Origin of the sequence: Pantoea sp. B566, from assembly GCF_024793925.1 — a bacterium.
Taxonomy (GTDB): domain Bacteria; phylum Pseudomonadota; class Gammaproteobacteria; order Enterobacterales; family Enterobacteriaceae; genus Pantoea; species Pantoea ananatis.
Map to the genome: position 1 here is coordinate 1235710 of NZ_JANUQL010000003.1, position 14991 is coordinate 1250700.

The window sequence follows — 14991 nt, forward strand, 5'->3', positions numbered from 1 at the left end:
AAAGCAAGGGCACGATAAGCATCACGCATTTTATTGTTAATTTATTTAATGCGTTCAGTAAAGACCGCTAAGCGCGAGTTACTATTAATAGTACATACAGAGAAAGTGGTCATGTTAAAAATCACCAATTATCAAATATATTTACTGAAAGGCGATTTTTTAAACAGACACCATTCCCTGCCACTACTTAAGATAAAATTAACGACATCGATTTTAAAAAAGTCATATTTCTTACCATTGAGTCACGAGCGGCCGTCAGTCGGAACGCTGCACTCTCAGGTCCTGGAAGGTCTCGTGATTGTGATTAATGAAGCGGTTGTCAGGCAAGGCGGCATCAAAAGGCGACGATTACGCTTCCTGTCGAACCGGCGTTAATCTGCCCGTTACTCTGGGTCGGTACAGCGTTACCCGAAGTCAAGATAAAACGGCCTGTTTCATCTATCCGTTAGTGGCCGAATGCCCTCACGGCGTGCTTACCCCATGCTGACATGTTGCCAGGAAGAGTGGCGGAATGTTGAAAGCCACGTTGCAGAAAAAAAGCAGCGGAAGCTTGCGCAACCGCTGCTGTGGGTAAGTGCTTAACGTGAATATCGTATGTTAAACGATGTGTACCTGCAGATTGTGTTGAATCAGAACATCGCCCAACGTGTTGTCATTGGTGAGCGCCGAGTTATGGTAGACCTCGTAGGACTGACCATTCACCATGCGTTCGCCACTGATTTCCCACGTGCCCCCCTGGCCATTGACCAGCGTGACAAGGCTACCGTCGGCCCCTTTAATCACCAGGTCATCGCTTTGTTGGTCAGTGATATTCAGCGCCTCGTTGAGATCCAGCTTCACAGCGTTCGTGCCGCTCTGGCCGAGATCGAGCACTTCAATGTTTTCCACTTTCAGACCAAGATCGGTCAGATCCAACGTCAGATGATCGCCGTTCAGCACCAGCGTATCGGTTCCTGCACCGCCATCGATATGGCTGAAGTTCAGATCGCTGACCACAACCGTATCGGCACCACTACTCCCATTTACCGATGCGCCTTCCACGATGCTGCCATCTGCCAGCGTAATGACCACCCCGCCGATGCTGTAACTTTCGTCAACAGGCGTGTCTGTTACGGCTGCCGTTTCAGCGACTGCCGCCGCCGCGACGCCGGTATTGTCCTCCGACGCATTGACCGGCGCGGCCACATCGGCTTCGGTGGTCAGCGTTGAAGCCACGTGCACCGTCGGCGTTGCCTCTTCGGTGGACTGCGTGTTGTGCTGCGTATCATGGCCCGCCGCGGTTGCACTGTCGTCCACCAGTGAGAACAGCGCAACGGACTCGGTCGTTGACGCCGTGGTAACCGGCAACAAAGCGCCTAACAATAGCGTATTGGTCGTGGTGTAGCTGTTGCCCGCCACATCCGTAATCGTGACCTTCGCCAGCGTATTGAGCGACAGCAGCAGTCCCCCAACCGATAACAGCGCGGGGCTGAAGTTAGCCGCGTAGCGTCCGAGCGCATCCGTGGTGGTGTTAATCGTCGGCCCATTGCTGCCGTTAGCCAGCAGCAGCGTAACGCTGACTTTTGACCCCTGAGCCGCATTCAGAGAGCCCCCCTGCACCGTCAGCCCGTTGATCAGCGATGACACCACACTCAGCACAGGATCGACGCCCAGAAGCGGCTGATTGTGCGACAGCGCCGTGAAGCTGCTGGAGGCTGTGGTGCTGTTACCGCCCACGTCGGTGATGGTAACGGCTACAGAATGGCTGCCATCCGCAATGCCTTTCAGGGTGGCTGACGGCACACTGATACTCCAGGCACCGTTACTGCCAATCGTCGTGGTGAAAATGTTGCCCGCCACGTTGACGGAAACCCGTCCCCCAATCGCGTTACTGCTCGTACCGCTAATGGTTTCTGCAACATTCGCCTCGGCAATATTCAGATAACCATCCCCACCAAAGTAGCTGTTGATGCCCGCCGTTGGCGTGGTCCGGCTGGCAACGCCCAGCGAAGCCGAGGCATTACCGCTGTTGCCCACGCCATTCGTCACGCTTGCCGTGACGGTATAGAGTCCATCCGCGATCGCCGCGAGATTAGAGGCCGAAACCGGAAGGCTCCAGTTGCCGTTGCTGCTGACCGTGGTAGTAAAGGTCTGGCCGCCAATCGTCACCTGCACCAGCGACCCTTCCGCATTGGTCGCCGTACCGCTAATCGTCTGGGTGGTTTTCACATCGGCAACGCTTAATGCGTTATCACCAAACAGCGAAGTAATGGTTACGGCGGGTGGGGTATTACTGATGACGGTCAGGCTGCCGCTGCCTGTCACGGTGTTGCCATTCACATCTGTGGCAGTCACCGCAACCGCTTTAAGGCCATCGCTGATACCGGTTAAATCACCTTTTGGCACGCTGATTGTCCAGTTGCCACCGCTGATCACTTTCGTTGAATAGGTAATGCCGTTGAGCGTAGCACTGACCGTCGCCCCGGCAGCCAGATTCGATGTCCCGCTGATGGTCTGGTTAGAGGCCAGGTCCGCAGCGCTGAGGATGCCGTCACCAAACACGGTATTGACCGTCAGGGTGGGTTGAGTCAGCCCCAGCTGCACACCGCCGCTGGTGGAGGTGGTGTTACCTACGGCGTCGGTAACCGAGGCACTCACGGTAAAGTTACCGCCGAGCAGCGTAGCCAGAATGGCGGGGGATACCGTGGCCGAGAAGGTGCCGTCGTTGTTAACGATCGCCGTTGCCGTGGTATTACCAATCGCCAGCCTGACGGTACTGCCTGCGGCTACGCCGGTGGCGGTACCGCTGATGGTCTGGGTGACCAGCGACTCGGCAATATTCAAAATGCCGTCACCAAACAGTGGGTTGAGCGTGACTTTAGGTAAGGTGTTAATCCCTACCGTGGCCGACGCCGTGCTACTGGTCGTATTCCCTGCCGCATCCGTGACGCTGACGCCGACCGTCAGCGTACCGTCCGTCAGGCCCTGGAGCAGCCTTGGCGTCAGTGACACAGCAAAGTTCCCGCTGGCGTCCGTTGCCGTCACGATTTGCTGGCCGCCAATCGTCACTACGACACGGGAACCGGCCTCTGCACCGTTCACCACGCCGCCAATCGTCTGGCCCAGTAACGCATCCGCGGCATTTAACAGGCCATCGCCAAACAGCGGACTGATCGTGAGGGTAGGCGCGATGGTATCGACGCGAATACCGGCGCTGGTAGAGGCGGTGTTACCGGCCTGATCGGTGACCGTGGCGCCAATCGTGAGATTTCCCTGCGTCAGAGTACTCAAAATATCCGGCGCAACCGTGGCGGTGAACGTGCCGTTGCTGCCGACCGTTGCCGTGACCTGGCTGTTCCCCACGTTCAGCGTGACCACCGAACCGGCAGCAACGTTATTCACCACGCCGCTGATGGTCTGGCTGGTGGCAATATCAACCAGGTTAAGCACGCCATCACCAAACAGCGACGTCAGGCTGATGGTCGGCGTTTGTGTGAAGATACCAATGGTTGCGCTATTGCTGGCTACGTTACCGACGGCATCGGTGACAGTCACGCCCAGCGTCAGATTGCCATTAAGTAAGGAAGAGAGATCGCCGGACGGCAGCGTCACGCTCCAGTTGCCCCCGGCTTGCACCGTGGTGTTATACGTCTTCGTCCCCAGGATAACGGTCACGCGTGAGCCCACTGCCGCGTTCTCGATAATCCCGCCAATCTGTTGATCAACCGCGGCCTCGGCAATATTCAGCAGATTATCGCCGCCAAACAGACCGGTCAGGTTATCCACGACAGGTACGGCATTCACGATGGCATTGACCGTTTCACCCACGCTGCGGCTGTTGCCTGCTGCATCGGTTAACGTCACGTTCAGGGCCAGTTCACCGTCGCTCAGCAGGCCGAGAACACTGGGGGGAACAACAATCGCCCACTTCCCGTCCTGGCCCACGGCGCTGGTCAGGGTAGTGCCGCCGATCGTGACCGCGACGGTTGCGCCTACGCCTGCAGAGGTCGCCGTACCGGTAATGGTCTGGGCAATCGTGGTGTCGATCGCGCTCAGCGTGCCGTCACCAAAGACAGAATCCACTACCAGCGTCAAGGCGGCATTGACCACTTTGTTCACGGTAATCGTGGCATCCGTCTGGTTGCCAGCCTGATCGTTGACGCGCACGCCAAAGACCAGCGCACCGTCGTTGAGGCTGGACAGCACCTGCGGCGTGAGGTCGATGCTCCAGACGCCGTTAGCGCCAATGATCCCGGTGGCGACAGGGGCGCCATCGCCCACGTACAGGGAAATGGTTTGTCCCTCTTCCGCACCGGTTGTCCGGCCCGTTAATACCTGCCCGACAGCAACATCGGCGGCGTTAATCAGGTTATCGCCGAGGAAGGCGTCAATCTCAATCAGTGGTGCTGCGGTATCGACGTTAATGGTGCGGCTGGCACTGCCCACGTTGCCGGCGGCATCGGTCAACTGCGCATTAATGGTCGTTTCACCGTTGGCCAACGCCTGCATATCACTGGCTGGCACGCTGGTAGACCAGGTGCCGTCGCCCTGCACGATCCCCGTGTAGGTTTTGCCATTCAGGGTAACCGTTACCGTACGTCCCGTTTCGCTGGTGTCCGCCGTACCGCTAATGGTCTGACGCGTTGAACTTTCACTGGCGTTAACCACATCGTCACCCGTGAAGCTGTTAATCGTCAGTACCGGTGCCGTCAGATCGATCTGAACGGTGCCGCTGGTGGTCACGGTATCCGTTCCGTCGGTGGCATTGACGGTAATCGTGACCGGACCATCAGTGCTGCCAAAATCACTGACCGGTAAGATTGCCGTCGTCCAGTTGCCGTTAGCATCAATCGTCGTGCTGTAGTCCACGCCGTTGATCACGACGGTAACGACACCGGTGGCACCGAGATTTTGTGACGTTCCACTCACCACGACGCCACCTGCCTGCTGATCGACCGTGCTGATGATGTTATCACCCGATACGGTGCCCAGCGTGACTAGCGGTCCTGGTGGGGGTGTAAGATCAACCGGCACCGTCAGATCCTGCGTGACCGGATTGCCCGCTAGGTCGCTGACGGCAAGCGTTAACGTGGTATCCGGTGCGACGAAGGTGCTCATTTGTTCTGGCGTCAGGGTCAGACTCCAGGCGCCGTTGGCACCGACAACCGCCGTACCTAACAGCGTGCCGTTATAGGAGACGGTTAACTGTGACCCGGTCTCCGCACCGTTAGCGATGCCGCTTAACACCTGAGGCTGAATACTCTCGGCATAATTCAGCCCATCATCACCTGCAAACGTCACGCCGGTGATCGCTGGCGCCGTTGTGTCGATTACCAGGGATTCGTTGAGCGTCGTACTGTTACCGGCAGGATCGGTGACGGTGATGGCTAACGAATAGGTGCCATCGGTTAAGGCGCTCAGTTGCGCGTTACTCAACGGCAATGTCCAGCTTCCATCCGCCGCTATCTGGGCAGTGAAATCGGTGGTGCCGATAGTCACCACAACCTGTTGCCCAGCGCCGGTTTCACCGGTATTGCCCGTCAGCGTGATACCGTTCTCGACGTCAGTGGCGTTGACATAGCCGTTGCGTGGCAGCGGATCCACGCTCGGGGCTGGCGGTGTCAGATCGGCGGTAAAGTCAAACTGTGCCGTAGCCGGATTACCCGTTGCATCCACCACATTCACCGTCACGCTGTGCGGGCCACTTCCGATGGTATTCAACGCATTAGGTGGGATCGTGACGCTCCAGTTACCATTCGCATCAACGGTACCCGGATAGCGTATTCCATCCAGATCCACGCTGATACTTGCCGCCTGGTTTGCACCGAGGCTACCGGTCGTCCCGGTCAGCGTTACGCCAGCAGCGGCCTCGCTGATGTTCAGCACGTTATCGCCACCAAACTGCAGGTCAGTAAAGGTGGGCACGGGAACGGTGACGGCGGTGACCACATTGAGCGTAGTGCTGTCAGTGTTGCCGGCAATATCCGTGGCGTTGACGGTAATAACATGACTGCCGTTGGGGATCTGCGCCATCTGCGCCGGCGTCAGGACCAGTGACCAGCTTCCGTCCGGCAGAACGGTTGCATTCAGTGGCAAATCGTTATTAAAGCCGCTGATGGTCACCGTTACTGTCTGGCCCTCGCCGCTGATACCTGTCGAGCCGGTCAGCGTCTGGTCTTGTGCCGCTTCAGCCGCATTCAGTGCTCCGTCACCGAACGGCAGAGTCAGGCTGACATCCGGCAGGGTTTGTATTGCTACCACAATGTTGCTGTTTATCGTGGCCGTATTGCCGTTGGTGTCCGTCATGGTTACCGCAACGGGCCAGTTACCGTCTGGCAGCGTCTGCAGTAATGCCGATGGCAGAGCCAGGGACCAGGTGCCATCACCGTTGAGCGTGGCGGCATAGGCCGTACCGTTGACGGTTACCGTAACGGAGGCGGCATTATCAATATTCAGATTGCCGCTCAGGGTGCCATCTGCCTGCGCCTCTATCGCGTTGATACGGCCATCACCAAATGGCGTGTTCAGCGTCGGTTCGGGGATAGGTGCCGTGGCCGTCGTAAAGTCTTGCGTAACGGCAACAGAAGTATTACCGGCCCGGTCAGTGGTGATCACGCTGATCGTGTGCGTTCCGTCTGCCAGACCGGCAATCACATCGGGCGGCAGGCTGGCGCTCCAGTTACCGTTCGCATCGACAGAGACGGTTAGTGGCGTGCCGTCTACGCTGACGCTGACGGTTTGTCCATCGCCAAACGGCGTGGTGCCGGTAATCAGCTGCACGGAGGCGGCTTCAGTGGTATTAATCACATTATCGCCAAACAACGTGGCGGCTATGGTCGGATCGGCCGGTACGGTCACCAGAATCTCAATGCCTGCGCTGACTTCAGCCGGGTTGCCTGCCGCATCGTTGGCCGTCACCACCACCTGGGTCAGGCCATCGGGTAAGGCATCGAGCGCGCCCGGCGCCAGCGTTAAGGTCCATGCACCGTTGGCACCAACGGTCGTATTAAACGGCTGATCGCCGATCGTCACCGTGATCGGGCTGCCCTCTGGCAGATTAGTCGCACTGCCGCTCAGGGTGAGTTCACCGGCAGCATCGGCCTGACTGACAATGCCATCACCAAACGGCGTATCCAGCGTCAGCTCCGGCAGTGTGCGGAAGGCCACATCCAGCGTGGTGCTGGTGTTGGTAGTGACATTGCCGCTGGCGTCCGTTGCGGTAATCGTCAGCGTCTGGAGCCCGTCATTGAGCTGCTGCAAATCCGCGGCGGGGATTGCCAGTGACCAGACACCATTCTCATCTGCACTGGTGGTGTAGGTGATTTGGTTCAGGACGACGGTGATCTGCGCGCCCGGATCGCTGTTGCCATTCACGGTCAGATCCTGCAGCGACTCGGCCAGATTAAGCGATGTGCCTGCACTCAGGCTGATATCACTCAATACCGGTAATGTCGTGTCAATCGCGACATTGTGGTTAGTCAGGGCGGTATTACCTGCCACGTCATTTGCCGTGACGACAAAGGTCTGTTGCGAGCCGGAAGGCAGACCACTCAGAGCCGAAGACGGCACGGAGACCGTCCAGTTACCCGCCGCGTCAACGGTGCCGGTGTAGCCGACGTTGTTCAGCGTGACGGTCACTACCGTTCCCTCTGCCAGTTGCGTACTGTTGCCGCTGACATCCAGATCCGCTCCGGCTTCAATGGCGTTGATAATGTCATCACTGGCGACCACATCCACGCTCAGGGTCGGCAGCGCCGCGCCACTGGCAATAACATTAAGGGTCGCATCGCTGCTGGTCGGGTTGCCTGCGCTGTCGGTGGCACTCACCACCACGCTCTGAGGACCGTCCGGTAAGGCACTGACGTCAGCCTGTGGAATGGTCACCGTCCAGCGGCCATCTGCCTGCACTTCTCCAGTGTAGCTTTGCCCGTTGAGCGAAACGGTGATCACCTGACCAGCGGTCAAATTCGTACTGCCGCCGCTGATGGTTAAGTCCGCAGCCGCTTCGCCCTGGTTAAGGTAATTATCCCCGCTGATGGCATCGAGGGTCAGTACCGGAAGCGACGCGCTGTCTGCGACGCGCGTCAGGGTCTGGGTGAGCGTGGTCTGGTTGCCTGCGGCATCGGTCAGCGTGACGTCCAGTGAGTAAGAGCCATCCGGCAAGCCCTGCATGACGCTGGCGGGTATCTCAAGAACCCAGGTACCGTCAATCAAGACAAGGGTTTGATAGGTTTCGCCCTGAAGCGTCACCGTCACCGTTTGCCCTGCATCGGCCAGCGATGCTGTACCCGAAACGGAAATATTTTGCAGAATTTCCAGCGAGTTAATCTGATTATCACCGGTTACAGGATTCAGGCTGAGTTCCGGTGGAGTAAAGTCAACGGTGATTGCGCTGCTCAGGCTGCCGCTGCTGCCTGTCGCATCGCTAACGGTGACGACAAGCGTATTTGTGCCTTCGGGCAAGGCCTGCAGGACGGTACTACTCAGCGTGACCGTCCAGTTGCCCTGAGCATCCACCGTGGCTGCATAGTCATTACCGCCTAGCGTGACGGTCACAATCTGGCCTGCGCCGGTCAGCCCTGTCGTGCCCGTCAGCGTTTGTTCACTGGCTGCCTCAATCTGACCCAGGTAGCTGTCGGCAAAAGGCGTATCAATGCTTATCGCTAATGTACCGGTCGCCACGGTAATATCACGGGTTTCAGTTGAAAGGTTCCCCGCAGGATCGCTGACGCTCACCGTCAGGGTATAACTGCCCGCTGCGACGTCTGCCAGGGCGCCCGCTGGCAGCGCAAAGCTCCAGTTGCCGTCAGCATCTACCGTGGTGTTCCATACCTGGTTATTCAGGGTGATGGTCACAACCTGCCCCTCGCCCGCATCGCTGCTGCCGCTCAGGACGATCGGCGCCGTGCTTTCTGCGGCGTCTACGATATTGTCCCCGGCGACGGGATCAAGCGTCAGGGTCGGTGGCGTGAGGTCAACATTAACGTTACCGCTTACCTCGCGGCTGTTCCCTGCCGCGTCCGTGACCGTGACGGTATAGTCCGTGCTGCCTTCATTCAGTGCGGCTAAGGCATTGGCAGGAAGACTCACACGCCAGTTACCATTTCCGTCTACCGTACCGGTATAAACATTGCCGCCCAGGGAAACGCTCACGGTCTGGCCCACACCGCTTACGCCGGTCGTTCCGCTAAGCTGCTGTACGCTGGAAATATCCGTGGCATTCAGGATCCCGTCGCCGAAGGCCGTGATCACCACAGGGTTGGGAACATTGTTAATCGCGACATTGAGCGTGGCTGAACTGCTGAGCACCGCGCCCGTTGTATCCGTCGTCGTTACGGTTAAGGCCGCAGGGCCATCCGTCAGGGCTGCCAGAGCGGATGGTGGGACGATCACGCTCCATGTACCGCCAGCAGAGACCACGGCGGTGTAAGTGACATTATTAAACTGCAGCGTGACAGTGCTGTCCGGTGCCACATTGACGGTGGTTCCCGTAATGATCAACGGTTCCCCCGCCTCGTTGGCATTCAGGAAGTTATCTCCGCTTATCGTATCAAGCGCCACACCGGAAGCATTACTGTTGACCGTCAACGCAAGATCCGTCGAGGTGGTATTGCCTGCGGCATCGCTGACGGCAATTGTATAGGTGGCGCTACCATCGGCCAGCGCCGACAGAACGGAAGCAGGAACAGTGAGGCGCCACGATCCGTCCGCCAGAACGGTACCGCTAAACACGTCACTGCCCACGGTCAGCGTCACAACCTGCCCCGCCTCCACGTTGGTGGTGGTGCCCGACAGTTCCTGATTGACCTGACGTTCAGCGCCGTCAACCAGATTGTCACCGGCAAACGGGTTCAGGGTCAGCGTGGGTAATGAAGCCGCATCGGCTTTCACCGTCAGGCTGCTGGTGTCCGTTGTGATATTGCCCGCGGTGTCGGTAGCAGTGATGGTCAGGGGATAGCTGCCGTTGGTCAGACCGTTCAGTGCCGCAGCCGGTACTTCCAGCGTCCAGCTCCCGTCCGGATTGGCGGTGGTGCTGACGGTGGTTCCGTTAATGTTGACTACGATAACGGCATTACCTTCGCTGTTACCGCTCAGGACCAAGGGCTGCTGAAGTTCAACTGCATTAAGAACACCATCGCCAGACGGTGTTGCTACCGTCAGGGCTGGCGGTAAAGTATCGACCGTCACGCTGCCGGCGGCATTACTGGTGTTGCCGGCAATGTCGGTAAGGGTAACCGTATAAGGCACCGATCCCTGTGGCAGTGTTGAGAGCACCGCTGAAGGAATGTTCACCTGCCAGTTACCGGTGTTATCGACAATACCGGTGTAATTGACGCCATTGAGCGTAACCACCACGCGCTGGCCTTCCCCGGTTACGCCACTGTTGCCGGTGATAGCACCGCCCGCTGCCGCTTCACTGCCGTTCAGTACGCCATCGACAAACGCATCGCCCGGTGTCGCAACCGGTACATCGGTCGCCACAACGTTGATATTCGAGGTGCTGGTTGCCAGCGTATTGCCGTCCGCATCGGTAATGGTGGTGGTAACAGGAAGCGCGCCGTTGGGTAAGCCAACGAGGCTGCCCGCCGGCAGCGTCACCGTCCAGGTGCCATCCGCGCCTACCGTACCGGTGTAGTTGTTACCGTTAACGGTGACGTTAACAATGCTGCCTGCCGGGATATTGCTGGTGCTACCGCTAAGCACGACCTCACTGGCCACGTCATCGGCATTAAGATAATTGTTGTTTCCTGCCGGAGCCAGGGCAACGCTGCTTCCTGTTGCGTCAACCTGGAAGGTCAGTTCGGTGCTGGTGGTATTACCTGCGGCATTCACCACGGTGACGGTCAGAGCCTGACTGCCCTCAGCCAGCGTTGCCAATGCTACGGGTGGTATAACGATGCTCCAGTTACCGCTTGCTTCTACCGTACCGGTATAGGTTATACCGTTAATGGTGACGCTAACTTGCTGTCCGGCCTCTACGTTTGTTGAGGTACCGGTGAGCGTTTGTGGCAGTTTTTGTTCTGAACCATCCAGCACGCCATCACCCGCAAAGGTGCCGCTGTTCACACTCAATGTTGGCTGCACTTCTGGTGCCGTTGCGACGTTTAGTTCGCTGGTGAACGTCGTCTGACTGCCATTGGCGTTGGTAATGGTGACTGTAAAAGGATTTCTACCCGAGGGTAACGCAGCCAAATCGGACTGATCGATACGGAATGACCAGCGTCCATTGGTGCTGACCAGCGTGCGGTAGAATCTGCCGTTAAGTGACATCGTGACCTGATCGCCATTCTGCCCGGTACCGCTCAATATCAGCGGCTGTGTCAGATCGCTTACGCTGAGCGTATTGTCACCGCCCACGGGATCCACACCTAATGAAGGCGGTTGCGTATCGACATTGACCGTGCTGGTCTGTGTCACCACATTCCCGGCCTGATCGATCGCGCTTACCACAAGCGGATTATTGCCCTGTGGCAGTGCAGCCAGATCGGCCGCAGGTACGGTCACACTCCAGCTTCCGTCATTACTTACTGGCAGGTCATAGATTTTACCGCCGAGCTGAACCTGTACCTGCTGGCCAGCCCCGGTGACACCGGTATTGCCGCTTAATACCTGATCGCTGCTGCTTTCGGTATTATTGAGAATACCGTCACTCAGCGAGCCGCTATCAAGCGAGATGGCAGGCAGCGTAGTGGCCTGCAGGGTCATATCGGCGGTGTTGGACAGCAGATTACCATTGGCATCCACGGTGCTGATGGTGATTTGTTTCACCCCATCACTGACGCCACTAAAGGCACCGGACGGAATGATGACGGACCAGAGTCCATTGGCATCCACGGTGCCGGTGTAATCGACACCATTAAAGTTCACAACGACCTGCTGCCCCTGGGCCACCCCTGCGACCGATCCTTTTACGGTCAATCCTTGAGCTGCTTCCTGAGCGTTAATAAAACCGTCGCCCCCCAGCGGCTGCGTGATAACCAGTGTACCTGCTGCACCTGCTGGCGCTTCGACGGTAAACGGCTGACTGTCTGTCGCATTATTACCTGCGGTGTTCGTCACACTTACGTCGATGGTGGCCGCACCCGCCGCTAACCCAGCAAGCGCTACCGACGGCACGCTCAGGCTCCAGCTGCCGTCCGGCCCAACTGTGGTGGTGTAGGTCTGGCCACCCAGCGTCACGGTGACGGTCTGGCCCACCTCCACGTTGCTGGTGGTGCCGGACACCAGCTGATCGCTGGCCTTCTCGCTGTTGTCCAGGACGTTGTCACCGGCAAAGTCATTCACCGTTATCGTCGGTGGGCCTGGAGGGGTAACCGGTGCGTCAACCGTAATCACCTGCTCAGCACTGGCCGCCGTTCCCGCCGCGTTGCTCACGGTCACGTTGAGCGTGGTGGTGCCCGCGGCCAGCGCGGTCAGCGCCGCCGAAGGCACGCTCAGGCTCCAGCTGCCGTCCGGCCCAACTGTGGTGGTATAGGTCTGGCCGCCCAGCGTCACGGTAACGGTCTGGCCCGCCTCCACGTTGCTGGTGGTGCCGGAGACCAGCTGATCGCTGGCCTTCTCGCTGTTGTCCAGAACGTTGTCACCGGCAAAGGGATTAACGGTCAGGGTCGGTGTTGCTGGCGTTCCAGGCGTTCCCGGTGCTGCCGGTGTGTCACCGCCTCCGCCTCCGCCTCCGCCGCGACTGGTGCCCAGTGCTAACCCCCCCAGTCCTAACAGGCCAACACCACTCGCCGTCATCAGGCCGGTAGAAATATTGCTGTTATCAGCCAGCAGGAGCGGCTCCACGTTATCCAGTGACTCAAATCCGGGCGTCACGGATGTTGTCGCTAAATCTGTTGCGCCTGCCGTCGTGGGAAAGAGTGCATGCTCTGGTGGGTTCACGCCATCATCAAAGACCAGTTCACTGTGGTCGCCTGCGGCATCGTCGAGGAAGAATTTTTTATAGCGGACGGAGCTTCCGTCACGCATCTGGACGATGAGATCGTCGCCCTGACGTTGGTATTGTACGACAGCCTCACGCGTACCATTAATGCGTACTACGCTCGGTTCATTAAGAGTGATCGTTTGCGTTAAGCCGCCGTCGACCTGAGACGTAAGCGTACCATTTGCACGGGAAATGATATCGACGCGACTTTGAGTGAGTTCTGCCATCTTGACCTTGCTCCACCAGAATATCTAATTAGCTGAAATGAAAACCATAAAAATAAATTATGATTTTTCATTGACGTTTTTTCATGCTGTGTATCGGAAAACGTTTCAGCCTGGCGGAGGCGGTTTAAGAAAACAGGCGAAGCAAAAGGCAACTCCGCAAGTAGTGACTTTGTTTTTTTAACATTTGTATTAATCGATGCTCACAAATGGCAACATCGTGCAATCAATAGTTAACTGCCTGCGTTTAAAAATCAATCATAAGATGCAGTTTTATTTATGAATTAATAAAAATAACATTAGAAATTTTTGTGATTTATTAGGGAGGAAAAAGGCGGAATGCATGTTATTGCATGTCAAAATATTGCTAAATATTTCCAGTAAATTGCAAAAGTGCCGGAAATGTCTCTATTTTTTTGTTTTCTGGGTTCCTGCCCGATACTGAAGTTCAGCTAAGCAATTCACATCACTAAACTGTGATGCAGATCGTTCCTGAAAGAGGGCCGGTGCAGGGTTTACCCGCGGGTTATGCCAGGAAAGTTCTGGAAAAAAAATTTGTCGCGGTAAAAGTCGGTACACTGGCCGCTGACAGGGCTGATAAAAGCGGTCCGGAAAACCTGTTAAACCTGTGTTCTCACAGCGTTTTGCAGCCAATTAATGCTACACTTTTCTGCTTTGCTACTGATGAATTAGGGCCATGACAGCATTGGATGCCGCAAAATCAACTCCCTCTGACCGCCGCCTGAGCGGGGGCACACGCATCATTTTTTTGATCAATGGCCTGGGAATGTCAGCCTGGGCGCCACTGGTGCCCTATGCACGCGATCGCTTGCATTTAGATGGTGCTTCCCTGGGGGCCCTGTTGCTGTGTCTGGGTATCGGTTCATTGCTCGCGATGCCGGTAACCGGCACGTTGGTAGCGCGCTTTGGCTGCCGTACAGTGATGATATTTTCAACGCTACTGGTGTTATGTATGATGCCGCTGCTCGCCACGGTGCAAACGCATCTTTTCATGGCCGCCGCGTTGATGCTGTTTGGTGCCGGACTGGGCATGCTGGACGTCGCCATGAATTATCAGGCCGTTGAAGTGGAAAAAGCAGCTGGCAAGCCGATGATGTCAGGCTTTCATGCTTTTTTTAGCCTGGGCGGTATTCTGGGTGCCGGGGCGGTCAGCCTGCTGTTGAGCCTGGAATTGACGCCACTGCTTTCCGTGCTGATCGTGATGGCCGTGATGATGGTGCTGTTGTTGTGGCGAATCCCCACCTTTATGAATCAGCGTTTGCACCAGCCCGATCAGCCGTGGCTGGTCATCCCACGTGGACGCGTCGCCTTTTTGGGCATGCTGTGTTTTATTCTGTTTTTAGCAGAGGGCGCCGTGCTCGACTGGGGCGCACTCCTGCTGTTGCAAAACCCTGTGATGACGACCGCGCATGCCGGGCTCGGCTACGCGCTGTTTTCCGTTGCCATGACAGTTGGGCGTTTTAGCGGGGATAAAATTATTCATCGCTTCGGCCGTTATCCTGTCATGTTGGTGGGCGCGCTGGCGGCGGCATCAGGAATGGCATTAGCGGTGCTCCTCCCATGGCCCGAAGCTTCATTGCTGGCGTTCTTACTGGTCGGCTTTGGATTATCGAATACCGTGCCGATGTTGTTCAATGCGGCAGGTAACCAGCATGATATGCCGGCTAACCTGGCGATTTCCGCCATGACAACGTTGGGATATGCAGGTATTCTTTCTGGTCCGGCGTTGATCGGGTTCATTTCTCAATGGATTAGCCTTAGCGGTGCGTTTTTACTCATAGCACTGTTATTGTTGGCTGTGGCTGTCAGTGCGCGCAACGTTGCGCGATAAATCAGGTATCT

At 57.1% G+C, this 14991-nt stretch carries 2 protein-coding genes; one reads left to right on the forward strand and one right to left on the reverse strand.

Annotated features, from left to right (window positions below):
- Positions 1 to 597: 597 nt before the first annotated feature.
- A complete protein-coding gene (locus NYE92_RS07415; RefSeq protein WP_259018814.1) occupies positions 598 to 13131 on the reverse strand; it encodes an Ig-like domain-containing protein in 12534 nt (4177 codons plus the stop codon).
- A gap of 694 nt (positions 13132 to 13825) precedes the next feature.
- Between NYE92_RS07415 and NYE92_RS07420 the strand changes: the two genes are divergently transcribed.
- Entirely contained in the window at positions 13826 to 14980 is a 1155-nt protein-coding gene (locus NYE92_RS07420) for an MFS transporter (RefSeq protein WP_259018815.1), read from the forward strand.
- Positions 14981 to 14991: the final 11 nt, after the last annotated feature.

What these genes read in the sequence shown, in the direction of transcription:
- NYE92_RS07415 (WP_259018814.1), bottom strand. Translation starts at nt 13,131, where the DNA reads ATGGCAGAACTCACTCAAAGTCGCGTCGATATCATTTCCCGTGCAAAT.
- NYE92_RS07420 (WP_259018815.1), top strand. Translation starts at nt 13,826, where the DNA reads ATGACAGCATTGGATGCCGCAAAATCAACTCCCTCTGACCGCCGCCTG.